Annotated in this window: 25 protein-coding genes and 1 pseudogene; 10 read left to right on the top strand and 16 right to left on the bottom strand. The window is 71.4% G+C overall.

Translation table 11 applies throughout. From position 1 onward, the window contains the following. Nucleotides 1-36: 36 nt before the first annotated feature. Nucleotides 37-1,086, top strand: coding sequence for an ABC transporter permease (locus ACZ466_RS04735; protein WP_378282055.1), 1,050 nt, complete (start codon nucleotides 37-39; stop codon nucleotides 1,084-1,086). Further along, nucleotides 1,083-1,922 (top strand): ATP-binding cassette domain-containing protein, encoded by an 840-nt coding sequence (locus tag ACZ466_RS04730; RefSeq protein ID WP_378282056.1) that lies wholly within the window; start codon nucleotides 1,083-1,085, stop codon nucleotides 1,920-1,922. The genes ACZ466_RS04735 and ACZ466_RS04730 overlap by 4 nt, the downstream gene beginning before the upstream one ends. A 54-nt stretch (nucleotides 1,923-1,976) precedes the next feature. Here ACZ466_RS04730 and ACZ466_RS04725 read toward each other — a convergent pair whose 3' ends face one another. From ACZ466_RS04725 to ACZ466_RS04710, 4 genes are all read right to left on the bottom strand, one after another. After that, nucleotides 1,977-2,672 carry a ferric reductase-like transmembrane domain-containing protein gene (locus ACZ466_RS04725; RefSeq protein WP_378282057.1) on the bottom strand — a complete coding sequence of 232 codons (696 nt, stop codon included), beginning with the start codon at nucleotides 2,670-2,672 and terminating at the stop codon, nucleotides 1,977-1,979. Further along, nucleotides 2,662-3,237 (bottom strand): hypothetical protein, encoded by a 576-nt coding sequence (locus tag ACZ466_RS04720; protein ID WP_378282058.1) that lies wholly within the window; start codon nucleotides 3,235-3,237, stop codon nucleotides 2,662-2,664. Before ACZ466_RS04720 ends, ACZ466_RS04725 begins: the two co-directional genes overlap by 11 nt. A 69-nt stretch (nucleotides 3,238-3,306) precedes the next feature. Further along, entirely contained in the window at nucleotides 3,307-3,630 is a 324-nt protein-coding gene (locus ACZ466_RS04715) for a hypothetical protein (RefSeq protein WP_378282059.1), read from the bottom strand. Between the two features lie 18 nt (nucleotides 3,631-3,648). Further along, nucleotides 3,649-4,416, bottom strand: coding sequence for a sulfite exporter TauE/SafE family protein (locus ACZ466_RS04710; protein ID WP_378282060.1), 768 nt, complete (start codon nucleotides 4,414-4,416; stop codon nucleotides 3,649-3,651). Nucleotides 4,417-4,597: 181 nt separating this feature from the next. Between ACZ466_RS04710 and ACZ466_RS04705 the strand changes: the two genes are divergently transcribed. Further along, nucleotides 4,598-6,859, top strand: a complete 2,262-nt coding sequence (locus ACZ466_RS04705) for a hypothetical protein (RefSeq protein ID WP_378282061.1) — start codon at nucleotides 4,598-4,600, stop codon at nucleotides 6,857-6,859. Nucleotides 6,860-6,865: 6 nt separating this feature from the next. On the opposite strand, the gene ACZ466_RS04700 is transcribed toward ACZ466_RS04705, so the two are convergent. Both ACZ466_RS04700 and ACZ466_RS04695 read right to left on the bottom strand, forming a co-directional pair. Next, complete coding sequence (locus tag ACZ466_RS04700) at nucleotides 6,866-7,540, bottom strand: response regulator transcription factor (RefSeq protein ID WP_378282062.1); 675 nt, start codon at nucleotides 7,538-7,540, stop codon at nucleotides 6,866-6,868. Next, nucleotides 7,537-8,682 carry a sensor histidine kinase gene (locus ACZ466_RS04695; RefSeq protein WP_378282063.1) on the bottom strand — a complete coding sequence of 382 codons (1,146 nt, stop codon included), beginning with the start codon at nucleotides 8,680-8,682 and terminating at the stop codon, nucleotides 7,537-7,539. The genes ACZ466_RS04700 and ACZ466_RS04695 overlap by 4 nt, the downstream gene beginning before the upstream one ends. A gap of 105 nt (nucleotides 8,683-8,787) precedes the next feature. On the opposite strand from ACZ466_RS04695, the gene ACZ466_RS04690 reads away from it, so the two are divergent. Further along, nucleotides 8,788-10,371, top strand: a complete 1,584-nt coding sequence (locus ACZ466_RS04690) for a DUF1349 domain-containing protein (protein WP_378282064.1) — start codon at nucleotides 8,788-8,790, stop codon at nucleotides 10,369-10,371. On the opposite strand, the gene ACZ466_RS04685 is transcribed toward ACZ466_RS04690, so the two are convergent. Beyond that, nucleotides 10,259-12,439 (bottom strand): MMPL family transporter, encoded by a 2,181-nt coding sequence (locus ACZ466_RS04685; protein WP_378282065.1) that lies wholly within the window; start codon nucleotides 12,437-12,439, stop codon nucleotides 10,259-10,261. The two genes, ACZ466_RS04690 and ACZ466_RS04685, sit on opposite strands and share 113 nt — an antisense overlap. 110 nt (nucleotides 12,440-12,549) lie before the next feature. On the opposite strand from ACZ466_RS04685, the gene sigJ reads away from it, so the two are divergent. Next, a complete protein-coding gene (sigJ, locus tag ACZ466_RS04680; protein WP_378282066.1) occupies nucleotides 12,550-13,452 on the top strand; it encodes an RNA polymerase sigma factor SigJ in 903 nt (300 codons plus the stop codon). Between the two features lie 4 nt (nucleotides 13,453-13,456). Here the strand turns inward: sigJ and ACZ466_RS04675 are convergent, their stop codons facing one another. Further along, nucleotides 13,457-14,590 (bottom strand): serine/threonine-protein kinase, encoded by a 1,134-nt coding sequence (locus tag ACZ466_RS04675; protein ID WP_464042890.1) that lies wholly within the window; start codon nucleotides 14,588-14,590, stop codon nucleotides 13,457-13,459. Between the two features lie 273 nt (nucleotides 14,591-14,863). Here ACZ466_RS04675 and ACZ466_RS04670 point away from each other — a divergent pair, with 273 nt between their 5' ends. Then, nucleotides 14,864-15,682, top strand: coding sequence for an NmrA family NAD(P)-binding protein (locus ACZ466_RS04670; RefSeq protein ID WP_378282068.1), 819 nt, complete (start codon nucleotides 14,864-14,866; stop codon nucleotides 15,680-15,682). Nucleotides 15,683-15,760: 78 nt separating this feature from the next. Then, nucleotides 15,761-16,824: pseudogene (locus ACZ466_RS04665) on the top strand (IS701 family transposase); the annotation flags it as partial. A gap of 352 nt (nucleotides 16,825-17,176) precedes the next feature. Here ACZ466_RS04665 and ACZ466_RS04660 read toward each other — a convergent pair. From ACZ466_RS04660 to ACZ466_RS04650, 3 genes are all read right to left on the bottom strand, one after another. Beyond that, complete coding sequence (locus ACZ466_RS04660; protein WP_378282069.1) at nucleotides 17,177-17,455, bottom strand: DUF397 domain-containing protein; 279 nt, start codon at nucleotides 17,453-17,455, stop codon at nucleotides 17,177-17,179. Between the two features lie 79 nt (nucleotides 17,456-17,534). After that, complete coding sequence (locus ACZ466_RS04655; RefSeq protein WP_378282070.1) at nucleotides 17,535-17,726, bottom strand: DUF397 domain-containing protein; 192 nt, start codon at nucleotides 17,724-17,726, stop codon at nucleotides 17,535-17,537. Continuing rightward, complete coding sequence (locus tag ACZ466_RS04650; RefSeq protein WP_378282071.1) at nucleotides 17,726-18,538, bottom strand: helix-turn-helix domain-containing protein; 813 nt, start codon at nucleotides 18,536-18,538, stop codon at nucleotides 17,726-17,728. Before ACZ466_RS04650 ends, ACZ466_RS04655 begins: the two co-directional genes overlap by 1 nt. Before the next feature lie 102 nt (nucleotides 18,539-18,640). Between ACZ466_RS04650 and ACZ466_RS04645 the strand changes: the two genes are divergently transcribed. Beyond that, nucleotides 18,641-19,060, top strand: coding sequence for an ATP-binding protein (locus tag ACZ466_RS04645; RefSeq protein ID WP_464042887.1), 420 nt, complete (start codon nucleotides 18,641-18,643; stop codon nucleotides 19,058-19,060). 330 nt (nucleotides 19,061-19,390) lie between these two features. On the opposite strand, the gene ACZ466_RS04640 is transcribed toward ACZ466_RS04645, so the two are convergent. Beyond that, entirely contained in the window at nucleotides 19,391-19,990 is a 600-nt protein-coding gene (locus tag ACZ466_RS04640) for a hypothetical protein (protein WP_378282072.1), read from the bottom strand. A 178-nt stretch (nucleotides 19,991-20,168) separates the two neighbouring features. On the opposite strand from ACZ466_RS04640, the gene ACZ466_RS04635 reads away from it, so the two are divergent. Next, entirely contained in the window at nucleotides 20,169-21,104 is a 936-nt protein-coding gene (locus ACZ466_RS04635; RefSeq protein ID WP_378282073.1) for a phosphotransferase, read from the top strand. Between the two features lie 38 nt (nucleotides 21,105-21,142). On the opposite strand, the gene ACZ466_RS04630 is transcribed toward ACZ466_RS04635, so the two are convergent. Further along, complete coding sequence (locus ACZ466_RS04630) at nucleotides 21,143-21,496, bottom strand: hypothetical protein (protein WP_378282074.1); 354 nt, start codon at nucleotides 21,494-21,496, stop codon at nucleotides 21,143-21,145. A gap of 75 nt (nucleotides 21,497-21,571) precedes the next feature. After that, entirely contained in the window at nucleotides 21,572-22,381 is an 810-nt protein-coding gene (locus tag ACZ466_RS04625; protein ID WP_378282075.1) for a TauD/TfdA dioxygenase family protein, read from the bottom strand. Between the two features lie 96 nt (nucleotides 22,382-22,477). Between ACZ466_RS04625 and ACZ466_RS04620 the strand changes: the two genes are divergently transcribed. Next, on the top strand, nucleotides 22,478-23,131 hold the full coding sequence (locus ACZ466_RS04620) for a TetR/AcrR family transcriptional regulator (RefSeq protein WP_378282076.1): 654 nt from the start codon (nucleotides 22,478-22,480) through the stop codon (nucleotides 23,129-23,131). 10 nt (nucleotides 23,132-23,141) lie between these two features. Here the strand turns inward: ACZ466_RS04620 and ACZ466_RS04615 are convergent, their stop codons facing one another. After that, a complete protein-coding gene (locus ACZ466_RS04615) occupies nucleotides 23,142-24,707 on the bottom strand; it encodes a serine/threonine-protein kinase (RefSeq protein WP_378282077.1) in 1,566 nt (521 codons plus the stop codon). Nucleotides 24,708-24,721: 14 nt separating this feature from the next. Further along, on the bottom strand, nucleotides 24,722-26,287 hold the full coding sequence (locus ACZ466_RS04610; protein ID WP_378282078.1) for a serine/threonine-protein kinase: 1,566 nt from the start codon (nucleotides 26,285-26,287) through the stop codon (nucleotides 24,722-24,724). Between the last annotated feature and the right edge of the window lie 9 nt (nucleotides 26,288-26,296).

Raw genomic sequence — 26,296 nt, 5'->3', positions numbered from 1 at the left:
CGGAGCCGTCCGGGGGACCGCCGCCGGGGAGGCGGCATGAGCCAGGCCGTCGCCCCGCCGCCGGTCGCCGCGGACGAGCGCCTGGCCCGGAGTTCCCCGCTGCGCCGGATGCTGGGCCGCCCGGAGCTGGGGGCGCTGCTGGGCGCGGTCGCGGTGTTCGCGTTCTTCTCCGTCGTCGCGGACGCGTTCCTGCAGGCCGGGTCGTTCTCCACGGTGCTGTACGCGAGCTCCACGTTCGGGATCATGGCCGTGGGCGTGTCCCTGCTGATGATCGGCGGGGAGTTCGACCTGTCCGCCGGGGTGATGGTGACGACCTCGGCGCTGATCGCGTCGCTGGTCAGCTACCAGCTCACGCTGAACGTGTGGGCCGGGGTGGCGATCTCGCTGGTGCTCACCCTCGCGCTGGGGCTGCTCAACGGCGTCCTCTATGTCAGGACGGGGCTGCCGAGCTTCATCATCACCCTCGCCACGTTCTTCATGCTCGCGGGGGCCAACCTGGGCGTCACCAAGGCGATCACCGGCAACGTCGCCACCGACTCGATCCGCGACATGGACGGCTTCTCCTCCGCCCGCGCGGTGTTCGCCTCCGACGTCGACCTCGCCGGGGTCAACGTCAACATCACGGTGTTCTGGTGGATCCTGCTGGTCGCCGCGGCGACCTGGCTGCTGCTGCGCACCCGCACAGGGAACTGGATCTTCGCGTCGGGCGGCGCGGCGGCCAGCGCCCGGGCGGTCGGCGTCCCGGTCGACAGGACCAAGATCGGCCTGTTCATGGGGGTGGCGTTCTGCGCCTGGGTCTCCGGGATGCACCTGCTGTTCGCCTTCGCCTCCGTCCAGTCGGGCGAGGGCGTGGGGAACGAGTTCTTCTTCATCATCTGCGCGGTGATCGGCGGCTGCCTGCTGACCGGCGGCTACGGCTCGGCCGTCGGGGCCGCGATCGGCGCGTTCATCTTCGGCATGACCAACAAGGGGATCGTGTACGCCGAGTGGAACCCCGACTGGTTCAAGTTCTTCCTCGGCGCGATGCTGCTGATCGCCACCGTGGTCAACCTGGTCGTGCGGCGCAGGGTGGAGGACTCCCGATGACCGGGCACGCCCTCGTGAGCCTCGACGCCGTCGGCAAGAACCACGGCAACGTGATCGCCCTCCGCGAGGTCTCCCTGGACGTCGCCGCGGGCGAGGTGACCTGCGTGCTCGGCGACAACGGCGCGGGCAAGTCCACCCTCATCAAGATCGTCGCCGGGCTGCACCGGCACGACTCCGGCACCTACCGGGTGGAGGGGACGCCGGTCGCGTTCGACTCGCCCCGCCAGGCCCTCGACCGGGGGATCGCCACCGTCTACCAGGACCTGGCCGTCGTCCCGCTGATGCCCGTCTGGCGCAACTTCTTCCTCGGCTCGGAGAAGCGGAAGGGCCTCGGCCGCCTCGACACCGAGCACATGCGCCGCACGACCAAGGCCCGGCTCCTGGAGATGGGCATCGACCTGCGCGACGTCGACCAGCCCATCGGCACGCTGTCCGGCGGCGAACGGCAGTGCGTCGCGATCGCCCGCGCCGTCCACTTCGGCGCCAAGGTCCTGGTCCTGGACGAGCCCACGGCGGCGCTGGGGGTCAAGCAGGCCGGTGTCGTCCTGCGCTACATCGTGCAGGCCCGTGAACGCGGGCTCGGCGTCATCTTCATCACCCACAACCCCCACCACGCCTACCCGGTGGGGGACCGGTTCCTCGTCCTCAAGCGGGGCCGCAGCGTCGCCTACCGTGCCAAGGAGGACATCACGCAGGAGGAGCTGACCGCCCTCATGGCGGGCGGCGCCGAACTGGAGCAGCTCGCCCACGAGCTCCAGGCCGTCACCGACGGCGGCGCCGCCGCGGAGATGACCCAGGAGGCCGAGCGCCTGGGCATCACCCCCGACCGCGAATGAGCCCGGGCCCGGCGCCTTCCCGCCCCGCCCGGGCTTCCGGAAGGCGCCGGGTGCTCAGGGGGCGTCCCGCCGGTGGCGGCGCAGCGGCCTCACCACCAGCAGGTGGACGGCCGTCGCCGCGCCCGCCGCCAGTCCGGTGACCAGCAGAAACAGCTCCGCTACGCCGTCCAGGGGGCCGCGCAGCAGCACCACGTGCGCGAACGCCGTCCCGGTGATGGCCACGGCGAGCGCCGCGTGCAGGATCCGCCAGTTGGAGTAGTGCAGCCCGAGCCGCCGCCGGCCGAGCGCCAGTACCACCGACAGCGCCAGGCAGAACGCGGAGACGACGCCCAGCCTGCTGTAGGTGGGCGCGTCCAGGACGAGCGCGTCGGTGATGTCGTCGGGGCCGTTGGCGTACAGCAGCGCGATGTGAGCGGCCACCAGCCCCGTCACGGCGAGGCCGACGGCGCGGTGGAGGCGCAGCGGGCGGGCGCCGAAGACGCGGGCGAGCAGGCGGGTCCGGTTGGGCAGCGTGATCTGCATGATCAGCAGGGCGAGCGCCACGACCCCCGTCACCGAGGCGAGCGTCCAGGTGAACGAGCGCCCCTCCTGGAGCGGGCTCGCCACGACCGCGGCCACGGGAACGGCGACCAGGGCGGCGGCGAACGCCAGCCCGGCCCACCGGACCGCGCCGCCGCCCCGCTCCGCCGGGGGCGGTGCCGCGTGGACGCCGCGCGAGCGGGGGCGCGTGCCCTCGGCCCTATGCGCCACGGCGCTGGAGGACGAAGTCGACGGTGATGGACGGCTGGTCCTCGTCGTCCAGCACCGGCCGCAGGAACAGGGGTGCGTACGCGTCGTCGTCATAGGCGATGTGCACGTGCGGCTGCCCGAACATCGGGACGACCGGCAGGCTCTCCAGCCGGTACCGCCCCTGCGCGTCGGTCATCACGCTTCCCCGGTTGCTCGCCAGCGCCTCGTGGCCGCGCCTGGTGTGCATCCAGATCTGGACGCGCGCGTTCCGCACGGGCGCGCACGAACCCGCCTCCCGCACCGTCCCCGAGACCACGAAGCCGCGGCCCAGGTCGGAGACCACCGGCGCCCCGGCGGTGTAGCTGTTGTCGCCTCCCGGCATCGTCTCGGTCGCCGCGCACCGGCCGCCCCCGGCCTGCGGTCCCGAGGCCGACAGCTGGGCGCTGCCCGGCCCGTCGGACTCGCCGGTGACCAGCACCCAGGTGATCCCGGCCGCCAGCAGCAGGACCGCGAGTCCCGTGATGATCCGTCCCCGCACCGACGGCCCCCGCGTGCCCGCCGCGCGGTCCGGGTCGTCCAGCGTCATGAGCGCCCCCTCTCGATCCCCGTCCGGCCCGATCAAAACAAGCCGCGCCGAAAGAACCGATAAGGACGCTCACGCGCCAGCGTGCCCCCGGCCCTCCTCAGCGAGGCGCCAGCGCGTCGTGACGCCGTCCGGGCCCTCCAGGACCCCTTCGGACAGCGCCGCCTCGATCCGCTCGCGCACCTCGGCCTCGTCCGCCGGGTCGGCCAAGAACAGCACGCGCAGCCTCACCCGGTCGCCGTCGCGCTCGGCGGTGGTGCGGTGGGGCGCCAGCGGGCAGGGCGGCTCGTGCTCCCAGTGCCCGCACAGCGCGACCGTGACGGCCCCGCCCGGGGCCCGGACGTCCCCGCCGGGTTCCAGCAGAAGGACCGCCTCGTGGGCGAAAGACCGGCGCACCCGTCCAGTATGACCGGGTCAGCGGACGAGGAGCTGGACGATGGCCGTCCCGCCGACCACCACGATCAGCGACCGCAGCACCGCAGGGCTGAAACGGCGCCCGGCCACGGCCCCGGCCTGGGCGCCGATGGCCGAGCTCACCGCCAGGAGCGCCACGGCCGTCCAGTCGAACTCGGCGGCGAACAGGAAGAACGCGGCGGCGACCGCGTTGACGAGGGCGACGAACACGTTCTTCACCGCGTTGAGGCGCTGCATGTCCTCGTCGAGCAGGATGCCCATCAGGGACATGTAGATGATCCCCTGGGCCGCGGCGAAGTAGCCGCCGTAGACGCTGGCCAGCGCCAGCCCGGTGAACAGCAGCGGACCCCCGTCGGGGCGGGCGACCGCACCGGACCGTTCGCGGCGCTCGCGGAGCCTCCCGGCGATCCGGGGCTGGAGGACGACCAGGACCAGCGCGAGGCCCACCAGCACCGGCACGACCGCCTCGAAGACCGAGGCGGGCAGCACCAGCAGCAGCGCCGCCCCGGTGACCCCGCCGAGCAGCGACGCGGCACCGAGCCGCAGGACGCGCCGCCGCTGCCCGGCCAGCTCCCTCCGGTACCCGATGGCACCGCTGATGGAGCCGGGGATCAGGCCGAGCGCGTTGGAGACGGTGGCGGTGACGGGCGGCATCCCGGTCGCCAGCAGCACCGGAAAGGTGATGAGCGTCCCGGACCCGACGGCCGTGTTGATCGCCCCCGCGCCCAGCCCCGCCCCGAACACGGCGACCGCCTCACCCGGCGTCACGCGCGTACCGCCGCTGGCCGGACGGGTCGGGGGGAGACGTTCACGGAGCGCAGCATACGAGCCGATCGTTTCGCCCCCGATCGAAGGGTGGACGCACCGTCAAGGCGTCCGCCGGGTTTGCCGATGCCGCGACTCGAAGGACTGTCCCACGTGACGTGACCGGCCTTGGAGAGGTGCGCGTATGGCGGAAGGTGTCGAGGCTCCCCGGGACACCGAAGACGACGGCCGGGCAGACCCCGCTCCCAGCGTCGATGCCGAGAGCTTCGGAAAGGTGCTCGCGCTCACCGGACGATTGCTGGTCGGGAACCTGATCGCGCTGGTCACACCGGTGGCACTGCTGTCGGTGCTGGTGACCGCGACCGCGGGCGCGGCCGTCCTGCTGCGCCTGGACGGCCGGGCGCTGATCATCAACGGCGAGCTGCTCCTGGACGAGCCGCGCCAGGGGCTGCTGGTCACCGGCCTCGCGCTGACCGCCCTGGTGATGGCGGCGCACCTGGTCATGCTGGCGATGGTCGTGGTCATGTCGGCGGGCATCCTGCTGGACCGGCCCGTGGCCACCGGGAGCGCGATGCGGCGCGCGGTACGGCGGTCAGGCCCGCTGCTGGTGCTGCTGACCCTGGCGTGCGCCGCCGTGCTGGTGGTGACCCTGCTCGCCGCCCTCACGCCGCTGGCGGGAACGTGGGCGTACGTGCCGCTGGTCGCCGTCGTGGCCGCGGCGGCGGCGTGCCTGCTGCTGCTGACCGTGCCGATCGTCGTCCTGGAGAACGCCGGACCGCTCCGGGCGTCGATCCGGCTGTGGCAGATCGCCAAGGGGCGCCGGATGCACATGATGTGGAGCCCGCTCCTCATCGCGGTCGTGCCCCCGGCGCTGCTCAGCGCGGGCGCGCGATGGATCGCCTCGTACAACACGGGCATGGAGCACAGCCCGTGGGAAGTGGGGGTCCTGACCGTCATCAGCGTGCTGACGGTCGTCGTCCAGGGCACGGCCCTGACGGTGGTGACGCTGAACCAGTCACTCACGTACTGGGACGAATCGGGCCCTGTATGGCGTCGCCGCGGCCCGTCCCACACGATGGACCTGGACGAGGTGGCCGCCCGCCTCCCCGCCCCCGCCGAGGCGCGGAGGCGGAGACCTGCCCGCGCCGCTGTCCTGGCGGCACTGGCGGTGTTGGTGCTGGCGAGCCCTGGAGTCCTCTACCACCTGTACGTGGAGGCCAACCCGGTGGGGCTCCCCGACGTCGACTACCGGCGAACGGCACCTGCGGCCTTCGAGCACCGGCTCACGCTGCTCGAAGGCGACCGGGTAGCGGTGCTGGGCAAGAGCCGCGACCAGTACGACGACAAGATCCAGGTGTGCGATGACCGTGGCTGCCCCGGCGCCGCGGCCTACCGGTATCCGCGTCTGGACGCCGCGAAACGGGTTCGCGCGACCGGGCTGCCGGACGGTTCCATGGCCGTCGCGTGGATCCGTCCTGAGGACGGGTCCGCGAACCGCGTCCCGGACGGCGACGACCCTCGCCCCATGGCGGTCCGGCTCATGCGATGCACGGATCGGGACTGCCAGCGGGACCTCGAGAAGACCCCGGTCATCGCGCGGGGCCACGCCGCCGACATCACCGAGGAAAAGCGCGAGGCCGCGGTCGCCGTCACCACCTCCGGTCAGGGCGTGCTGGCCGCGGTCCTGCTGGACGCCGAGAAGGACGGCGACGACGAGCGCACCACGTTGCGGATCGTGCGCTGCGCGGACATGGCCTGCACGGAACCCCGCACGCTGATGACGACCCGGCTGGAGACGACCAGGGACTGGTACGACGACAACGACGCGCAACTGGAGATCACGACCGGCGCCGGAGGGCGCCCCGTCGTGGCGTTCGAGAACTACCGCAACGGCGCCGTCACCCTCGTCGGCTGCGACGACGCCGACTGCCGCCGCCCGGTGACGCGGCGACTGGTCGGCCCCTCCGAAGACGGGGACTACGAGTACCTGAGCACCAACGGCGTCGGGCTCGCCGTCCCTTTGGACGACCACCCGGTCCTCACCCACCGGCGGATCCAGGACGGGCAGATCCGCCTGCTGCGCTGCCGCACCCGGGACTGCGCTGCGGTCGACGCCGTGCCCCTCGCCGAACCGGGTCCGGGGCGGGGCCGGTTCGTCCCCGCCGAGATCTGGCCCAACCACGCTCTGGCGCTGGGGAGGGACGGCCTGCCGCTGATCGCCACCTACGACATCGACCGCGGAAAACTGATTCTCCTGGCCTGCCGGGAGGCCGCCTGCACACGCCGCGACACCGTCGTCCTCCTCCACGACATCGCCGCCCGCCACCGCCTCGACATGGAGGTGGGCCGCGACGGGCGACCACGGGTGCTCCGCTACGGCATCCAGTTCGAGGATCATGTGGGCGCGGCCCTGCTGACCTGCCGCGACGTCCGCTGCGGCGCCTGACCTCGCTCAGGGCCGCTCGGCCGGGTCGGTGACGCGGTAGCCGATGCCCGGGGTGGTGGTGATGATGGGCGGGGGGCCGAGTTTGCGGCGGAGGCGTCCGACGGTGACGGGGACGGTGTTGGTGAACGGGTCGGCGTTCTCGTCCCAGACCTGGTCGAGGAGGTCCTCGGCGCTGAGAAAGGCCGGAGCGGCGCGCAGCAGCGCCTCCAGGACGGCGAACTCCTTGACGGAGAGGCTGAGCTGCCGTCCGTCGCGGGTGGCCAGGCGGCGTACGGGGTCGAGTTCGACGCCGGCGGCGCGCAGCGTCCGCGGGCGGGCGGAGGGGCGGCGGCGGGCCAGCGCGCGGACGCGCAGCACCAGTTCAGGGAAGTGGAACGGCTTGGCGAGGTAGTCGTCGGCGCCGAGCGTCAGGCCCGTCACCCGGTCGCCCGGCGACCCGGCCGCCGTGAGCATGAGGACCATCGCGCGGTCGCCGCGCTCGCTGATCATCTGGCAGAGGGTGTCGCCGTGCAGGCCGGGCAGGTCCCGGTCGAGGACGACCACGTCGTAGCGGGCCAGGTCGAGCTTGGCGGCGGCGGTCAGCCCGTCGTGGGCGATGTCGACGGCCATGCCCTGGTCGCGCAGCCCCTCGGCCACGACGTCGGCGAGCGCGACCGCGTCCTCGACCACCAGGATCCTCACGCGGTGCCGCCCGGCAGCGAGACGGTGGCGCGCAGCCCGCCCTCGGGCGGGGCGTGCAGGTCCAGGCGGCCGCCGTGGGCGTCGACGATCGCCGCGACGATCGACAGTCCGAGGCCCGACCCGGTTCCCGAGCCGGTGCGGTCGGCCGCGAGCCGTTGGAACGGGCGGCCGAGCCGGGCGACGTGCCGCGGATCGAGGACGGGGCCGCCCGTCTCCACGACCAACCGGACGGTCGCGCCGTCGGCGGCGGCTGCGACCCGGATCCGGCCCCCGTCGCGGTTGTGGACGACGGCGTTGTCGATCAGGTTGTCGGCCATCCGGGACAGCAGCGTCCGGCTGCCCCGGGTCCACGCCGTGGCTTGCAGGCCGCCGTCGTGCACGGTCAGGTTCCGTGCGGCGATCGCGGGGGCGCGGGCGGTCAGCGACGTGGAGACCAGGTCGCCGAGCGGGACCGGTTCGCTGTCGGCGAGCGCGCCGTGCTGCGCCTGGGCCAGGACGAGCAGTTCCTCCAGGAGGCCGTCCATCCGGTCGAGTTCGGTGCGCAGCCGGTCGGCCAGCGCGACCGTCGAGGGCGGGGCAGGCTCGGGTTTGGCCAAGGCGACGTCCACCGAGGCCCGCATCGTGGCCAGGGGAGTGCGCAGCTCGTGGGAGGCGTTCGCGACGAACCGGCGCTGGGCGGCGAAGGACGCCTCCAGGCGTTCCAGCAGCCCGTCGATGGTGTCGGCCAGGTCCTTGACCTCGTCGGCGGGGCCCGCGACGGCGAGCCGTTCGTGCAGGTTCTCGGCGGTGATCCGGCGCGTCGCGGCGGTGATCGTCCGCAGCGGGCGGAGCACCCGGCCGGACGCGGCGTTGCCGAGCGGGATCGAGACCGCCGCCATCACGGCCAGCGCGACGAGGGAACCGGTCAGGAACTGCCTCGAACTCGACTGCTCAGCCTCCGAGAGCCGCGTCTCCAGGTCGGCGATGCGCTGCCGGGCGCCGGCCTCCTGGACGGTGACGGTCTGCGCGGGCGCGGCGACCTGGGTGGAGCTCGCGCCCACCAGCAGGTTGGTGAGGGCCAGCAGGAGCAGCCCGGACGCGAGAAAGAGGGCGGCGTACAGGACGGTGAAACGCAACCTGACCGGACGTGCCCTCAAACCCATGCCTCCCCCTCGCGTGCCGTCCCCCAGGATGCCGGACGGCACCTAACAGCGGCATAACCGCGGTCGTTGGGGCCGCGTTATGGCCGGACGCCTAGAACCGGTCGCATGCAAGCGACCGACAAGACCACCGCCGTCCTGCGCCGCGAGTGGGCCGGGTTTCGCACCCGCGGCCGGCTGATCGCCATCGCCGCCGTGCCGCTGACCGTCATCCTGGTCGGCCTCCTGTACGCGTTCGGCTTCTCCGCGGGCACCTGTAGCGAAGGGCCCGTGGAGGTGCCCTGCCCCACCGATCCCGTGGGGCCGGACGGGCAGGGGGTGAGCGACACGTTCTCCTTCGTCCACCGGCCGCTCGGCGAGCAGGGCTCCATCACCGTGCGCCTGACCTCGATGAAGGGCATCATCACCTACCCGCCGCCTGACCATGACGAGATCGTCGAGGGCCTGGTGCCGTGGGCGAAGGCGGGCATCATCATCAAGGACGGCCTCTCCCAGGGGTCTTCGTACGCGGCGCTCATGGTCACCGGAAGCCACGGCGTGCGGATGCAGCACGACTACGTCCACGACGTGGCGGGCAGCCCGCGAGGCGTCTCCGCGGGGGAGCCGCGCTGGCTGCGCCTGACCCGCTCCCGCGACACCATCACCGGCAGCGAGTCGGCCGACGGCGTCCGCTGGACGAAGGTCGGCACCGCGCGCCTCCCCGGCCTTCCCGCCACGGTGCAGGTCGGGTTGTTCGCCGCGTCTCCAGGCGATCTGACGCTCGTGCGCACGGCTCTGGGGGCGAGCCTGCCGGAGTCGCGCTTCACTCAGGCCACCGCCGCCTTCGACAGCATCGCCCTCGACGGCGCCCCGGTCGCCGGCTGGAGCAGCCGCTCGATTGGGCGACAGGGGGAGACCGACTGGGAACGCTTTCACCGAGCCCCCGGACTCGTCGAGTCGAACGGGACGTTCACGCTCACCGGAAGCGGGGACATCGGCCCGGTACCCGAGGGCGGCGGCCCCGGAGGACCGAGCATGAGCAGCACCCTCATCGGCGTTCCCATCGGAGCGGTCATCGCGCTCGTGGTCGCCGCCCAGTTCGGGGCGAGCGGCGGCCGGGCCCTGGCGGCGAGGGCCACTGTGATCGGCGGGACCGCCTTCGTCGCCGGACTGGTCGCCGCGGGACCCGTTGTGCTCGCCGCCCCGGCGATCATCAGATCCCGCGGCGTCAGCGTCGCCGCCGTGCCCGCGCTCACCGAACTCAGAGTGGTCCTTGGCGTCGCCGCGTTGCTCGCCGGGGCCGCCGTCCTCGCACTCTCGCTCGGCGCGCTGCTGAGGCGTGCGAGGGCGGCGATCCCCATTGCGGTCTCGGCGGTCGTCCTTCCCTACCTCCTCGCGACCCTGCCGCTCTTCCCGGACGAGGTCGCCCGGTGGCTGCTGCGCGTCACCCCGGCCGCGGCGTTCGCCGTCCAGCAGACCGTTCACGAGTACCCGCAGGTGACGGCCCTCTACGCGCCCTCGGGCGGCTACTTCCCGCTACCCTGGTGGGCCGGGCTGGCCGTCCTCTGCGGGTACGCGGTGGCCGCCCTCGCCCTGGCGCTCAGTGCCGCTCCAGCTCCACCTTCGGCAGCAGCCGGGCCAGCGGCGCCGGAAGCCACCAGGCGCGGCGGCCCATCAGCTCCATCGCGGCCGGGACGATCAGGCAGCGGATGACGACCGCGTCCACGAAGATCGCGACCGCCATGCCGAAGCCGGCCTGCTGGAGCATCCGGTCCGGGCTCAGCATGAACGCGCCGAAGATCACGATCATGATCGCGCCCGCCGCCGTGATCACGGAGCCGGTGTGGGCCAGCCCTTCCCGTACGGCACGGGAGGGGTCGTCCCCCGAGCGCGTCCACTCCTCGTGGATCCGGGAGATCAGGAAGATCTCGTAGTCCATGGAGAGCCCGAACACGATCGCGAAGACCATCACCGGCAGGTACGCGACGATCGGGCCCGGCTCCACCCCGAACCAGCCGTGCTGGAACACCAGCGTCATCGCGCCGAGCGCGGCGCCGATGCTGAGCAGGTTCAGCAGCGCGGCCTTCAGCGGGATGAGCACCGAGCGGAACACCGCCATCAGCAGGAGCAGCGAGAGGCCGACGACGATGGCCATGAACAGCGGCAGCCGGTCGGCGACCTTGGCGGAGTAGTCCTCGGACGCGGCCAGGGACCCGCCGACCAGGTACCGCGCGCCGTTCTGCTCGGACAGCCCCGGCAGGACGTTCTCGCGCAGGGTGCCGACGAGCTCGGAGGTCCGCTCGTCCTGCGGCGCGGAGGAGGGGAAGACGAGGACGGTCGCGGCCCGGCCGTCCGGCGTGGGCACGGGGGGCGTGGCGGCCTGGACGCCCGGGGTGCCGCTCAGCGTCCGGGTCGCCGCGGCGGCGGCCTGCGCGGCGCCGCCCTGCCCGCCTTCGGTCACCACCAGCAGCGGGCCGTTGAACCCGGGGCCGAAGCCCTCGGAGAGCAGGTCGTAGGCCTGCCGGCTGGTGCTGTCAGGCGTGTCGTTGCCCGCGTCGGCGAAGCCGAGCCGCATGCCGAACGCCGGGAAGGCCAGGGCGCCGAGGAGCACCCCCGCCGCCAGCAGGGCGGCCAGCGGGCGCCGCTGCACCACGGCCGCCAGCCGTCGCCACGCGGTGCCCTCGGCGGCCCTGCCCTTGGCCTGCCGCCGCTCCGCGCGCCGGGTGAACTGCCGGGCGAAGCGGCGGCCGAAGACGCCGAGCAGCGCGGGCAGCAGGGTCAGCGCGGCGAGCATCGTCACCAGCACGGTCAGCGCGACCGACAGCGCCATGCCCTGCAGCGAGCCGAGGCCGAAGGCGACGAGGCCGAGCAGCGCCAGGATGACGGTGCACCCGGCGAAGAACACCGAGCGGCCCGCGGCGTCCATCGCGTTCACGGTGGCCTGCTCCGGGTCCGCGCCGCGCACCAGCTCGGCGCGGTAGCGGGCGAAGATCAGCAGCGCGTAGTCGATGCCGACGCCGAGACCGACCAGGATCATCACCGGCGGCGTCCAGTCGGCGATCGTGAAGACGTGCGACGCCAGGACGATGACGCCGACCGTGGACCCGACGGCGAACAGCGCGATGACGATCGGCAGCCCCGCGGCGATGACCGTGCCGAACATCAGGACCAGCACGACCAGCGCGGCCAGCAGGCCCGCGCCCTCCGCGACGCCGGTCCCGCCCTGCGCCAGCAGCCGGGCCGCGCCCCCGCCCAGCTCGGCCCGCAGCCCGCCGCCCTCGACCTTCTGGGCGGTGTCGAAGATGCGCTCGGTGTCGGCCTTGGGCATGTCCTCGGAAGGAACGTCGAGCACCACGGTCGCGTAGCCGATCGTGCCGTCCGCCGAGATGGCGCCCCCGCCGCCGTACGGGTCGCGGACCTGGCCCACCTTGGGCAGCGCGGCGACGTCGTCCAGCATGGCCCGCACCCTCCCCTGGACACCGGGCTCGCGCAGACCGCCGTCGTCGTGCAGGACGATCTCGACGGTGTCCGCGGCGCGGGCGGCGCCGTGCTCGGCCAGCAGGTCCGCCGCCCGCTGCGACTCGGTCCCCGGCAGGGAGAAGGCGTTGCGGTAGTCGTCGCCCGCGACCGACGCGACGGTCCAGACGCCGCCCAGGACCGCCGTCCACAAAATCAGGGCGAGCCATCGGCGGCGGTGGGCGAAGCCCGCGACGCGGACGAACACCCCTTTCCGCGAGGGAGGTCGGGTGCTGTCTTCCCGGCTCACTTCGGTCAGTGTCATGGTCTCTTTCTCCGAAGGTCGTCATCCATTCGGCTGATGACGACGCAGCCTCCCGAGGTGTGACGCCGGCGCCCGTGTCACACCCGGACCGGCCGCGTCGTCACCAGGGCATGGGAACGGAACGGGGAGTACGAGACGCCGGGGAACTGCTGGCGCGGTCCTTCGAGGCCCACCGGCCGCGGTTGCTGCGCGTGGCGTACACGATGACGGGCTCGCTGGCCGAGGCCGAGGACTGCGTCCAGGAGGCGTGGCTGCGGCTGCGCGGGCTCGACGACCCGGCGGTCGTCCGCGACCTCGCCGCCTGGCTGACGACCACCGTCAGCAGGCTGGCGCTGGACGCCCTGACCAGCGCGCGTGCGCGCCGGGAGCAGTACGTCGGCACCTGGCTGCCCGAACCGCTGGTCGAGACCCGCTCCAGCGACCCGGCCGACCGCGTCACGCTGGACGAGTCGGTGAGCATGGCGCTGCTGGTCGTCCTGGAGCGGCTCTCACCCGCCGAGCGGACCGCGTTCGTGCTGCACGACGTCTTCGGCCTCCCCTTCCCCGAGATCGCCGAGGTCGTCGGCCGCTCACCGGCGGCCGTGCGCCAGCTCGCCTCAAGGGCCCGCCGTCACGTCGAGGACGGCCGACCGCGCACGCCCGCGACGGAAGCCGAGCAGCGAAACCTGGTCGAGGCATTCGCGGCCGCCTGCCAGAACGGCGACCTGCCGGGGCTCATCGCCGTGCTCGACCCCGACGTCGTGCTGCGCGGCGACGGCGGCGGCAAGGTCATCACACTCCGGCACGTCGAGCGGGTGGCCGCCCGGGTGGCCCCCATCATGCTCGCCCAGGCCCGCCGCGCGGGCCCGATGGACATCGTCCCCACCCGCGTCAACGGCGCCCCGGGCCTGGTGATCCGGGACACCGAGGGCGGCGTGTCGGTCATGGCGTTCACGGTGGACGCCGGGCTCATCACCGCGATCGACTTCGTCCGCAACCCGGACAAGCTCGCCAGGCTCCCCGACCTGGGCTGACGCCTCAGCCGATGTAGAAGGTGAGGACGAGTGAGCCGTCCGTGGCCTTGGAGATCGTCGCGCCCGACACCGTCTGGGACGGATCCGTCCGGACCGAGATGTAGCAGCCGCTCACGCTGAGGCAATTGCCCGTGGCGGTGTCCACCACGCGCACGCCCTGCTGCTCGGTGAGCCAAGTCCGGGTGGCGGTGACCTGGCCGTCGACGTCGCAGTCCTGCATGTCGAAGCACAGGGTGCGCGTGACCTGCCACCTGTCGGGGGTGAGGTGCTCGACGGACCTCCCTTGACCCGGTGGTTTACCGAGCGCCTGCAGCTCGCGCATGGTGGCCCGCTGCCGCTCCTCGTCCGACGGCCCGCTCCACCACATGAACGCCGCCGTCGCGCCGCCCGCGACCAGCACGAGCGCCGCGACGGCGGCGGTCACCGCCCGCCTGCGCCCCGGTGACGGAGGGCGGGGCGGCGCCGCGTCCACCGCCGTCGGTGCGGCGGACGCCTGGGAAAGGCGAGCGAGCGCGTCGTGGAGCTGCTCCGGGGACAGGCGCTGGCGCGGATCGCGTTGCAGCAGGGCCATGATCGTGGGCCCGAGGGGACCTGCCCGCCCGGGGGAGGGGGGATCCTCGGTCGCCACAGCGACGAAGACCGCTCCCGCGTTGGGCCCGTTGAAAGGCGGACGGCCTTCCACCGCCGTGTAGAGCGTCGCGCCGAGCGACCACAAGTCGGAGGCGGGAGTGGCGCCCTGGCCGCGCACCTGCTCGGGGGACATGTAGGCGGGGGTGCCGATGGCCACGCCCGTCCGGGTCAGGGCCACGTCGCCGTCGACCGCCGCGATCCCGAAGTCGGTCAGGACGACGCGGTCGTTCTCCAGCAGCACGTTGGCCGGTTTGATGTCGCGGTGCGTGATGCCCGCCTGATGGGCCGCGCGCAGGGCGGCCAGCACCTGCATGCCGATCCGCGCGACCCGCTGGGGTGGCAGCGGCCCCTCCGCCTGGAGCAGGTCTTCCAGGGAGCGTCCGTGGACCAGTTCCATGACGATCCAGGGGGGCCGTCCTCGCCGGTGACCCGGTCGTGGACGGTGATGATGCCCGGGTGTTTCAGCCCTGCGGTGGCACGTGCTTCCCGGTCCAGTCGCGCGATCCATGTGCGCCGCTCGTCGTCGGTCAGGTCCTCGAGGAGGCGGAGCTCCTTGACCGCCACCTCGCGGTCGAGCCGTTCGTCGCGGGCCCGCCAGACGGCCCCCATCCCGCCCCGGCCCAGCAGCGAGCCCAACCGGTAACGGCCCGCCAGCACAAGATCGTCCACGGTACTCCAGCCGCACTTGGCGATCTCGGTCTGATCGCTCCGAGAGCCGCTTGACCTCAAGTGATCTTGAGGTTCTAACGTCGTGGTGATATCCCACGACGGAAGGAACGTCATGACCATCCTGGTCACCGGAGCCACGGGGAACGTGGGCCGTCATGTGGTCGAAGAGCTGCTCAGCGGGGGGCACAGGGTGCGGGCGTTGACTCGTGCCCCCGCGGGCGCCGGCTTGCCTCACGGCGTGGAAGTGGCAACCGGCGATCTTGCGGTCGTCGACAGCCTGGCACCCGCGCTGGAGGGTGTGACCGCCGTGCACCTGATCACCTTTGACGCTGGGGACGGCGCTGCGTTGCGCACCGGTCCGCAGATCGCGCGGCTGGCCACCAAGGCGGGCGTCGGGCATGTGACGATGCTGTGGAGCGGCGAGCCGGGCCCGGTCGAGGAGGCCGTGGCGGCCGAGGGACTGCCGTGGACCACCCTCCAGCCGCAGGAGTTCATGTCCAACGCCCTCCTGTGGACCGGCTCGGTCCGGGCCGAGGGCGTGGTGCGCGAGCCGTTCGGCGCCACCCACAGCGCCATGATCCATGAGGCCGACATCGGTGCCGTGGCCGCCAGGACGCTGACCGAGGACGGCCACGTCGGCAAGGAGTACGTGCTGACCGGCCCTGAGGTCCTGGACATGCCGCAGAAGCTGGCCGTTCTGGGCGAGGCCCTGGGTCGCGACCTCCGGTTCGTGGAACTGACCGAACAGCAGGCGCGCGAGCGGATGCGCCGGGCGGGCGCCTCCCAAGAGGCCATCGACCACGTCATCGGCTGGTACGCCGACCCGCCCAAGGAGGCGTACACGGTGACCGACACCGTCGAGCGGATCCTCGGACGCCCGGCCCGGACCTTCGCGCAATGGGCGCGGGAGAACGCCGAAGCCTTCCGCTGATACTCCAGCCACGCTTGGCGATCTCGGTCTGATTGAACCAGATGATCGGCGGTGGCCGTGCCGCCCACTGTGGAGGAGATCGATCCTGCGGGGTGGGTCGATGGGCTCGAGGAGTTGTTCGCGCAGGTGGCGGCACCGTTCAGGCGGAGCGAGCCCCGGTTGCGTGCCCGGTCGTATCTGCGGGGGTTGTTGAGCGGGCGGGAGCGCAAGAACGGGTGGTCGCTGGCGGAGTTCGCCGGGGACGTCACGCCGGACGGGATGCAGCGGCTGCTCAACCATGCGAAATGGGACGCCGACGCGGTGCGGAACGCGTTGCGGTGGCAGGTGGCCGAGCGGCTCGCTTTCCCGGAGGGGGTGCTGGTGGTCGATGACACCGGATTTGAGAACAAGGGACGCCGGTCGGCGGGGGTGCAACGCCAGTACACCGGCACCGTGGGAAAGATCACCAACTGTCAGATCGGGGTGTTCTGCTCATATGTGAACCCCGCCAAGGATCGGGTGCTGATCGACCGGGAGCTGTATCCGCCGGAGTCCCGGCTCGCCGGCCCGGAGCGTCTGGCGGAGGCCGGTGTCCCGGACGGGACGGTGTTCGCTACCAAGCCGGAGCTGGCGTGGCGGATGATCGAGCGCGCCTGCGACGATCCGCTGCTGGTGTTCGGGTGGGTCACCGGTGATGAGGCCTACGGCGACAACCCCTCCTTCGTGAACGCTGCCGGAGCCGCGGGGTGAACCAGATGTTCGCCGTGTTCTTCGATCACCCGATCAGGCTGAGGCGGGACAAGACCCGTGCCGACCACGCGTTCGCCGCCATGGACGCTGGTGCAAGGCAGCGGTACTCCTGCGGGGCCGGCGCCAAGGGGCACCGGTTCTACGACTGGGCATGGATCCAGACGGACGACCACCAGGACGACCACCAGGGCGGCCAGCAGGGCGGCCAGCAGGGCGGCCACGGGTGGGTGCTGGCCCGGCGCTCCATCCCGGTCTCCTTGCCCGAACTGGTGTGGGGCGCCGGGGCCCGGTGGAGCGTGGAGGCATGTTTCCAGGCAGCCAAGAACGAGGTCGGCCTGGACCACTACCAGGTCCGCAAGCACACCGCCTGGTACCGGCACATCACCCTGGCCATGGTCGCCCACGCCCACCTGGTCTTCCTAGCCGCCAGGCGCCCACCCGACCCCGGCGACCGGCACAACCACCGGCACGGCGAGGACCTCGACGACCTCGCCACACAGGGGGCCACCACAGCAGGGACGATCGCCCTGTTACCGGCCGGACGAGGACGATCCGGGCGTGCTGATCCCGCTCACCGTCAACGAAATCCGCCGCATACACGCCCTCCTGCATCGGCCTTGGCACCCCGTCCAACACCATCTGCACTGGTCACACTGGCGACGACGCCACCAAGCCCGCGCCCGAGGATGCCACTACCAGCGGCAACGACGCCTCATCGACCACTAAATGCGGCTGGAGTAATAGACCCTAACCGGATCACAGGGGTCAGGCTCGGTCGAGTGCGCCGTCCTTGATGTTCTTCACCAACTCGCCGAACGCTGCCCCGCTCACGGCGAGCCGATCACCGTCGGGATCTTTGGAGTCCCTGATCCCGACCAAACCCCGCAGCCCGGCCACCTCGACGCACATCTCATCGCTTGAACCACCGCTGTAGGAGCTCTTGCGCCACGACAAGGCGAGATCGTCGGGGAGTGAGGCGACTTCAACGCACGTCGCATCTTTCGCGCCTCCGCTGTAGGAGCTTTTGCGCCACTGGACGGTCATTGGGGTCTCCTGGTGTCCGGTCGGCTGGTGGCGAGGTGCTGTGGTTTGTCGGCGCCTCGCCACCACTCAAACACCGGGGTCAGCCTCGGTCGAGGTTGCCGTCCTTGATCTTCTTCACCAGGTTGCCGAACGCGGCGCCGCTCACGGCGATCCGCTCTCCGTCAGGATCTTTGGAGTCTCGAAGCTTCACGGCTCCGGAAAACTGGGCAACTTCAACGCACATCTCGTCGTTTGAGCCACCGCTGTAGGTGCTCTTGCGCCAGTGGGCCATCAGCCATATCCCTTCATGAGCTTCCCGATCAGGGTCCGGGAGGTGTCCTCGGACGAGGCTCTTGCCCCGATCATCTCGAAATCTACGGCTAGATCGCGAACCTCGGAAGGGTCTTGAATCAAGCGCCCTCCCCCGAAGGCGCCGATGTACGCAACATCCCTGTTCTCAAGGCTCATGATCTGGAAGGGCCCGTTCATGCCGTGGTGAGCGCCCTCGGACTTCGCGATCACGCGAATGATGACGTTCGGCTGCTCACCCAGATCGAGCAGGCGCTGGAGTTGTGCTCTCATGATGCTCTCACCGCCTACCGGGCGGTCGAGCGCTTCTTCGGTGAGCTGTACCACGAGCAACGGCGGATCTTCGCCGCCGAGGATGCCCTCCTGCCGGTTCATCCGCCTCTGGACGGCCTCTTCGACGTCCTTCGTCCGACCCACGCTGATAACAGCGCGGGCGTAGTCCTCGCTCTGGAGCGGGATGGGGATGAGCAATCCCTGGTAGATGCGGATGATCCTGGCCTTGGCCTCGTACTCGGTGCTCTGACGGAACCAGTCCGGGTCGTGGGCGGCGCGGGCGAACCAGAGCAGCCGCTGGAAGTGGCCTCCGGTGTCCCACAGTTCGTCGAGGGCCTTGGCCTGGGACATGTCGATCCGGGCGCGTCCCGCCTCCAGGTTCGCAACGTGCGACCGAACGCAGCCGATGATCTTGCCGATCTGTGTGCCGGTGAGGCCGTGTTTCTGCCGGTAAAACCGCAGGTCGTGGGCCAGCCACGCGTAGAGCGAGGAGTATGGGTCGAGGTCGTCGGCGGCGGACATCGAGGCGCCTCCCATGTTTGGGATGTTTGTTAATACGCGACACCCTACTCCGAGCAAGTGATTCTTAAAGGGGAAAAGGAGAAGTCGGAGAAAGGTGGGTGGATGGTGGCGACAGGTCGAGATTGTCTGCTTATTTCCATGTTGGCATCCGCAGCTGCTGCCGGGTTGGCCCGAACTCTGATGAATGCCAGACTTTCTTCATGGGGGTGCGCGCATATTTCAGACGATGCCGCCCTCATCGCATCTGAGTTGATCAACAATGCGATCAACGAGACGCCCGGCAGGGAGATCCGTTACCGGATGAGCCTGGAGGGCGACGAGGTCCTCATGGCCGTGTGGGACTCGTCCGAGCGCACGCCGTGCCCCAGGGAGCCCGCCCACGTCGCGCTCGACCTCTCGCCCGAGGCCTGGGACGACAACGGCGGCTGGGGCCTGTCCATCGTGACCGCGCTCGCGGTCAGCTCCGGCTACACCACCGACCCGAGTGGCGGGAAGTGGGTGTGGGCCCGTCTCAAGCCCTGAGGCCGACGGGCGGAACGGGGCGAAGTGGGGTGACCTTCCGGGCGTCCGTGGCGAAAGGGAGATGTCCGAAGCGAGATCGAGTGCAGGTGACGATCGGAGCCGCAGTGGTTCTCACAGCCCGCAGGTCCTTGGGTGAGGACGAGGTGACGCTCTCGCTGCGCGAACTCGGCGGAGAGTTCACGGTTTAGGGGCGGACCGGCTGGCCGGTCGTCATCTCGGGTGTCCGGTACTGGGAGCCGCGGTTCGAGGCTCAGAACGAGGACGCCGTCGGGCAGGTGACGGCGGAGGGAGCGGGCCATGGAGGAGGACACGTTCTGACGTCGTCATGCCTCACGGGTCGGGTCGACCGGTCGCGACCAGGAGGAGGGACGCGAGGAAGATCAGGCCGAGTTCGGCGGCGCCGAGCAAGAAGATGTGACGGTGCTCCATGGCCCCCTTGTCACCGGCCAGCCTTGCCTCGTCCGAACTCCCCTCGGGGTCGTAATGGACGCGGACGTGCTGGTTCACCCGCAGGGTGCGGTCGGACCGGGTGATCGAGGAGGGCCCGCCGCCGTCGCAGGCCAGCCGGTGGGCGTAGACGGTACCGGCCCCGTTGAAGCCCTCCTCTTCGGTGATGGTCAGGATCCGGCAGGTGGTGAAGCGTCCGCGCTCGTGCAGCAACCACTCGCTGAACCCGGCCGGAACGGTCCCGGTGAAGAACAGGGCGACGAGCCCGGCGAAGACCACGCCGCCGGGGTGGGCCCCGGCCTTGATCAACAGGACCGTCCATAGCCCCAGCACCACGAGACCGGCCAGGACGAACGCCAGGATCAGCGCCCATCCCCGTACGCCGCCGGGCCCGTCGAAGATCGCCCACGACATGCCGAACACCGCGGCGGCCAGCAGCGACAGCAGTCCCGCCGCCGCCACGCATCTCAAGAACCGCCGCACGGCCGCCTCCTCCGTCCGCCCACGACAGGATCCCATCGGGGATACGGGCCCGTCGGCTCTCCGGACCTCTCAACACCGCACGGTATGAACCTGGGGCATGGCCGTGCGTTCGTCGCGCTCCCCGGTGTCGACGCGGCAGGCTCGCGGGTGGTGCGCCGGATCGGTAGCGTCGCCTGCCATGGACGCCACCGCCCGGGAGTGGGCACCCGAGCACGAGGTCGGTCCGGACCTGGCGGCGCGGCTGGTGGCGGAGCGCTTGCCGGAGTTCCGCGGCGTCGCGATGGAGCCGCTGGGCATCGGATGGGACAACACCGTGTTCGTGGCCGGTGGCGAGTGGGTCTTCCGCTTCCCGCGCCGCTCGATCGCGGTCCCCCTGATCGAACGGGAGATCGCCGCGTTGCCCGTCTTGGGCCCCAGGCTGCCGCTGCCGATCCCCGCACCGGAGTACGTGGCGCGAGGCGGGTCGCCCGACTTCCCCTGGCCGTTCTGGGGCGCCCGGATGGTGCCCGGACGCGAACTGGCCGAAGCCGGACCGGGCGACGGCGCGCGGGAACGGGCGGCGGCCGGGGCCGGAAGGTTCCTGCGTGCGCTGCACGATCCCGTCCTGGTCCCGCGCGTCGACCTGCCCAGCGACCCTCTGCGCAGGGGCGATGCACCGTACCGGGCGGGCCTGGCCCGGACGAGGCTCCAAGCGCTGGCGGAGCAGGGGCTATGGGAACCCGACCCGGCCGCGTGGGCACTGCTGGACGCCGCCCCTGGCGCGCCGCCGCCCGGCGGAACCGCGGTGTGCCACGGCGATCTGCACGCGCGCCATCTCATGATCGGTGACGATGGGATAGCGGCCGGGGTCATCGACTGGGGAGATGTCTGCCTGGCCGACCCGGCGGTAGACCTGTCCCTGGCGTACGGGGCCTTCGCCGGTACGGCCCGTGCCGTGCTGCTGGAGGCCTATGGACGCCCGGTGCCTCCCGAGCGTGAACTGGCCGCCCGTGTCCTGGCCGTGTTCCTCTGCGCAGCCCTCGCCCAGTACGCCGCGGCCGAGGGACACCGCATGCTCTTGGCGGAAGCCCTCACCGGCATTGGCCGAGCTGCACGGGACTGCCGGGAGCGGTGAAACGGCCGGCCCCGCCGAGACCGGTGTGCCTGTGAGCGTCAGCTCCCGAGGCGTTCGCGCCAGGCGCCGCCGTCGTCGGGGACGATGGCGACCACCTCGATCTCGACGCCCTTGTGGACGCCCTCTGCCAGGAGATGAAGGGTCTCGCGCCGTGCGTTCTGTCGCGTGACCACGTCCACTTTGAGGAACCGGGCCCACTGCTCGATCTCGTCGTGGGCGGCGCCGATGCCGTCCGGTGTATCGCTGCCTGAGTGCTCGACATTTCCGTGGAGGCAGGCCGGGGAGCGGGCGTACACGCTCCAGGCCGTGGGCGGCAGGTCCTGGGCCAGCAGCTCGGCCAGCACCTGAACCGCCTTGAGCTGGGCCGCTACGTCGGTCTTCGGTTTGCGCACGGGAGTGATCCTTTGCGACGACGGGCCGGTGCGCAAGGGGGCGCCGTCACAGGAAGGAACGCCGTGTCGCCGGTCCTAGACGGCGGCGGGGAGCAGCGGACGGCCCTCGACCTCGACGCGGTGGATCCTTCGGGCGGCCGGCCCGTAGTCGTTGATCGCGTAGTGCAGGACGAAGTGGTTGTCCCAGATCGCGACGTCTCCCACCGACCACCTCCACCGGCACACGGCCTCGGGCACGGTGATCGACTCGTACAGCGTCCGGAGCACGGACCTGCTCTCCGCGCTCGTCAGCTCGACGATCCGCCGCGTGAACGTCGGATTGACGAACAGCGCCCGCCTGCCGGTGATCGGATGCCGGTGCACGACCGGGTGCACGGCGTGCACCGCTCCCGCTCCCAGACCGTGCTCCGCCGTCAGCGGTTCGAGGAACCGCTTCATCGGCTCTGACAGGCGGTCGTAGGCGTCGATCTGGCTGGCCCACATCGTGTCGCCGCCCGTCTCGGGCAGCACCCGCATGTGCAGGACGGAGTAGCGGGGCGGCGCCGGTGCCCAGGTGACATCGGCGTGCCACGTGTCGGCGGCCGCCGTGCGTTCGTCGGCCGTGCTGATGACCCCGATCTGGGGGAATCCGTCGTCTTCGAGAGTGGGCAGGTAGTCGGGCGGCGTTCGGATCTCGCCGAGCAGGCGGGCGAGTGCCAGGTGACCGGCGGGCTCCAGCTGCTGCCGGGGGAACACCACCACGCCCCAGCGCGCGAGCACTTCGCGCAGCTCATGGACCGCCTCCGCATCCAGCGGCCGGCGCAGGTCCGTCCCTCGTATCTCCGCGCCGACCCGTCCGGCGAACGGCCGGACCTCGAACCGACCCGCGATCGCCACCACGTCCATCGGGCCCTCCTCTCTATAACAGATGTTTTAAATACAAACATGTGTTGGAGAAAGGTGTCAACGGCGCCCTGGGCGCCGCATGAGAGGATGCGGGGTGTGACAGGGCGACCGTCGGTCCGGGAACGAAGTCCCGTCGAGCTGATCGAGACGGCGGAAAGGCTCTTCGCGGTCCATGGCATCGACGGCGTGTCCCTGCGCCAGATCGGCAGTGAGGCGGGCCATCGCAACCCCGCCGCCGTGCAGTACCACTTCGGCTCGAAGGCGGCGCTGATCCGGGCCGTCCTCGAGCACCGGGTGCCGGCGATCAACGCCCGCAGGCTCGAGCTTCTCGAACGGCTTCGCGGCGAGGGCCGGCAGGACGACCTGCGCGGTCTCGTCGAAGCCATGGCCCGGCCACTGCTCGACCTGGATCCGCAGGCGCATCACTACGTTGTGTTCCTCGCCCGGCTCATGTCCCACCGCAGCGAGTTGCGGGCCGCCTACACCGCGACGCTGACCGACGCGATCAGCGCCGCCCTGGTCGCCCAAGGCATCAAGGCGGCGCTCGCCGACCTCCCCGAACCCATCCGTGAGCACCGCTTCTCCATGGCCATGGAGCTGATGGTGCACGTGATCGCCAACCGCCAGGTCCGGACCGGCGACCGGCGGCGCGACGGCCTCACCGAGGCCCTGTTCGCGAACGACCTCATCGACGGCATGGTCGGACTGCTCACCGCACCGCACACCCCCGCGGGCCGCCGACGAGCGTGATCGCCCCCTGTCAGGTCCATTGGGCGCGGGCGAGGATCTGCGTCAGGTTCGGGGTGTTCCATTCGTCGACGATCAGGATGCGCGAGGTCGGCAGGTACCACAGGCGCTGGACGAAGAAGACGTTCACCGGCCGGAGGCGTGTGTCGGCGCACTGCATCCGCCATTCGCGGTACTCCGCCGTACGGTCGCCGACCTGGACGAAACTGTTCTTGAGCAGGCGTTCACCGCTTACCGCCCGAAGGCTAGGGCGTGGTGGGCAGTCGTGCGACGGGTCGGTTCCCGGGTGCCACGCATAGTCGGGCCTATACCTCTCGAAGCCCGCGCCCACGGGCGGGTCGATCGACCGGCGGCCGAACACCCAGATCTCAGGGCAGAGTTCGTTGCGGGATTCATCGGGCATGCATCGGCCGGGCAAGTGGATCCGGTATCCGCCCAGTCCTCCCGGTATATGGGTGACCCGCCAGGTCAGGGGGGTGGTGATGGAGAAGTCGCCGAGGTTCAGGCGCTTGCTCGGTGGGCTGGGGCTGACGGTGGCGGCTGCGGGGCGTTCGACGGGTTCGGGGCGGGTGGCCTGGTAGACGCCGACGCGGCCGCCCACGGTGGCGGTGGCGACGGCGGTGCCTGCGACCGCGATGCCGGCTTTGGTGCTGAGGGCGGCGATCACGCCGGTGCTCGCCGTCGTGGTCGCGGAGCCTCCGGCCGACGCAAGCCCGGCGGCGGTCAGGGGGAACAGCGCGGCCAGGGCGACGACGCCTCCGGCGAGTGCGCGGGTGCCGCGGGTTTCCCAGGTCGGTCCGTACGCCTTGTTCGCGACGTTCTCTAACTCCGCGACGAACGCTTCGGCGCTGTCGGGGCGTTCGGTGGGGTCCTTGGCCATTCCGCGGGCGACCAGTTCGCGCAGTTTCTCGGGGACGTGTTCGATGGGGACGGGTGTGTTGAGGTGTCCGGCTCTGATGGCGGCGCGGTCGCCGGGTGGGTAGGGGCGTTGGCCGGTGATGCATTCGTAGAAGACGCAGGTGGCGGCGTAGACGTCGGTGGCCGGGCTCGCAGGGTCGCCGCGCCACTGCTCGGGGGCCATGTAATACGGCGTGCCCTCCTGGCTGCCCTCTCCGGAGTAGACGGCGACGCCGAAGTCGATGAGCTTGCTGCGGCCGTCGGCGGGGACGATGACGTTGGCGGGTTTGTAGTCGCGGTGGACGACTCCCGCGTTGTGTGCGGCGGCCAGGCCGAGAAGTGAGCCTTTGAGGACGGTCAGGGCGGCCTCGGGCTGCAACGTTCGGTGGTGGGCGAGGACCTTGGTGAGGGGGACGCCGTTGACCGCCTCCATGACGATGGCGATGCCGTTGTCGTTCTCCACGAGCCGGTAGAGGCGGGCGACGTGGGGGTGGGTGACGCGGCCGAGCATTTGGGATTCGTGCCGGAAGCGTTCTCGGCTGTCGGGGTCGGCTTCGGCGGGGAGGTACTTGATGGCGACGGGGGTTCCGGCCTTGGCGTGGCGGGCCAGGACCACCTGGCCTTGGCCTCCGCGGCCCAGTTCTCGGACCTCTTTGAAGCCGCGTACCTGCCAGTCGGTCACCGGTCGCCTCCTCGTCAGGTCCATTGGGCGCGGGCGAGGATCTGCGCCAGGCCGGGGGTGTCCCATTCGTCGACGATGAGGATGCGCGAGGTCGGCAGGTACCACAGGCGCTGGACGAAGAAGACGTTCACCGGGCGCGCGGTGAAGTCACCGCACTGCATCCGCCATTCGCGGTATTCGGCCGTGCGGTCGCCGACCTTGACGAAGCTCTTCTTGAGAAGGCGGCCTTGGCCTGCCGCCGGGAGCATGGGGCGGGGCGGGCAGTCGTGCGACGGGTCGGTTCCCGGGTGCCACTCGTAGTCGGGCTGGTAGCTCTCGATGTGCGCGTCCCCAGGCGGGTTGATCCACTGGCGGCCGAGGACCTTGATCTCCGGGCAGAGTTCGCCGCGGTACTCCGTGCGCGAGCATGTGCCGGGCACCCGGATCTCGTAGCCGCCCAGTTCTCCCCTCATGCGGGTGACGCGCCAGGTCAGGGGAGTGGTGATGGAGAAGTCGCCGAGGTCCAGCCGCTTGCCCGGCGGGCTCGGGCTCACGGTGGAGGCCGCGGGGCGTTCGACGGGTTCGGGGCGGGTGGCTTGGTAGACGCCGACGCCGCCGCCCACGGTGGCGGTGGCGACGGCGGTGCCCGCGACCGCGACGCCGGCCTTGGTGCCGAGGGCGGCGATCACGCCGGTGCTCGCCGTCGTGGTCGCGGCGCCTCCGGCCGAGGCCAGCCCGGCGGCTGTCAGGGGGAGCAGTGCGGCCAGGGCGACGACGCCTCCGGCGAGGGCGCGCATGCCGCGGGTTTCCCAGTCCACGCCGTAGGTGGTGCGGGCGACGTCCTCCAGTTCCTCGACGAACGCTTCGGCGCTGTCGGGGCGTTCGGCGGGGTCCTTGGCCATTCCGCGGGCGACCAGTTCGCGCAGTTTCTCGGGGACGTGTTCGACGGGGACGGGTGTGTTGAGGTGTCCGGCCCTGATGGCGGCGCGGTCGCCGGGCGGGTAGGGGCGTTGGCCGGTGATGCATTCGTAGAAGACGCAGGTGGCGGCGTAGACGTCGGTGGCGGGGGTGGCCGGTTCGCCGCGCCACTGTTCGGGGGCCATGTAGTAGGGGGTTCCGGCGAAGCTGCCTTCTCCGGAGTAGACGGCTACGCCGAAGTCGATGAGTTTGCTGCGGCCGTCGGCCGGGACGATGACGTTGGCGGGTTTGTAGTCGCGGTGGACGACTCCCGCGTTGTGTGCGGCGGCCAGACCGAGGAGTGAGCCTTTCAGGACGGTCAGGGCGGCCTCGGGTTCCAGCGTCCGGTGGTGGCTGAGGATTTTGGTGAGGGGGACGCCGTTGACCGCCTCCATGACGATGGCGATGCCGTTGTCGTTCTCCACGAGGCGGTAGAGGCGGGCCACGTGCGGGTGGGTGACGCGGCCGAGCATCTGCGACTCGTGCCGGAAGCGTTCCCGGCTGTCGGGGTCGGCCTCTGCGGGGAGGTACTTGATGGCCACGGGGGTGCCCGCGCGGGCGTGGCGGGCCAGGACCACCCGGCCCTGGCCGCCGCGGCCCAATTCGCGCACCTCGCTGAAACCGGAGACCGACCACTCGCTCACGCGCCCTCC

The sequence above is a fragment of the Actinomadura rugatobispora genome, assembly GCF_055379765.1.
This window is presented reverse-complemented; position numbering and strand designations above follow the sequence as displayed.

Bases quoted from the DNA above. Each gene is read 5' to 3' on its own strand.
- ACZ466_RS04735 (WP_378282055.1), top strand. From the start codon at position 37: ATGAGCCAGGCCGTCGCCCCGCCGCCGGTCGCCGCGGACGAGCGCCTG.
- ACZ466_RS04730 (WP_378282056.1), top strand. From the start codon at position 1,083: ATGACCGGGCACGCCCTCGTGAGCCTCGACGCCGTCGGCAAGAACCAC.
- ACZ466_RS04720 (WP_378282058.1), bottom strand. From the start codon at position 3,237: ATGACGCTGGACGACCCGGACCGCGCGGCGGGCACGCGGGGGCCGTCG.
- ACZ466_RS04705 (WP_378282061.1), top strand. From the start codon at position 4,598: ATGGCGGAAGGTGTCGAGGCTCCCCGGGACACCGAAGACGACGGCCGG.
- ACZ466_RS04695 (WP_378282063.1), bottom strand. From the start codon at position 8,682: ATGGGTTTGAGGGCACGTCCGGTCAGGTTGCGTTTCACCGTCCTGTAC.
- ACZ466_RS04690 (WP_378282064.1), top strand. From the start codon at position 8,788: ATGCAAGCGACCGACAAGACCACCGCCGTCCTGCGCCGCGAGTGGGCC.
- ACZ466_RS04685 (WP_378282065.1), bottom strand. From the start codon at position 12,439: ATGACACTGACCGAAGTGAGCCGGGAAGACAGCACCCGACCTCCCTCG.
- sigJ (WP_378282066.1), top strand. From the start codon at position 12,550: ATGGGAACGGAACGGGGAGTACGAGACGCCGGGGAACTGCTGGCGCGG.
- ACZ466_RS04675 (WP_464042890.1), bottom strand. From the start codon at position 14,590: ATGGATCGCGCGACTGGACCGGGAAGCACGTGCCACCGCAGGGCTGAA.
- ACZ466_RS04670 (WP_378282068.1), top strand. From the start codon at position 14,864: ATGACCATCCTGGTCACCGGAGCCACGGGGAACGTGGGCCGTCATGTG.
- ACZ466_RS04660 (WP_378282069.1), bottom strand. From the start codon at position 17,455: ATGACCGTCCAGTGGCGCAAAAGCTCCTACAGCGGAGGCGCGAAAGAT.
- ACZ466_RS04655 (WP_378282070.1), bottom strand. From the start codon at position 17,726: ATGGCCCACTGGCGCAAGAGCACCTACAGCGGTGGCTCAAACGACGAG.
- ACZ466_RS04650 (WP_378282071.1), bottom strand. From the start codon at position 18,538: ATGTCCGCCGCCGACGACCTCGACCCATACTCCTCGCTCTACGCGTGG.
- ACZ466_RS04645 (WP_464042887.1), top strand. From the start codon at position 18,641: ATGGTGGCGACAGGTCGAGATTGTCTGCTTATTTCCATGTTGGCATCC.
- ACZ466_RS04635 (WP_378282073.1), top strand. From the start codon at position 20,169: ATGGACGCCACCGCCCGGGAGTGGGCACCCGAGCACGAGGTCGGTCCG.
- ACZ466_RS04625 (WP_378282075.1), bottom strand. From the start codon at position 22,381: ATGGACGTGGTGGCGATCGCGGGTCGGTTCGAGGTCCGGCCGTTCGCC.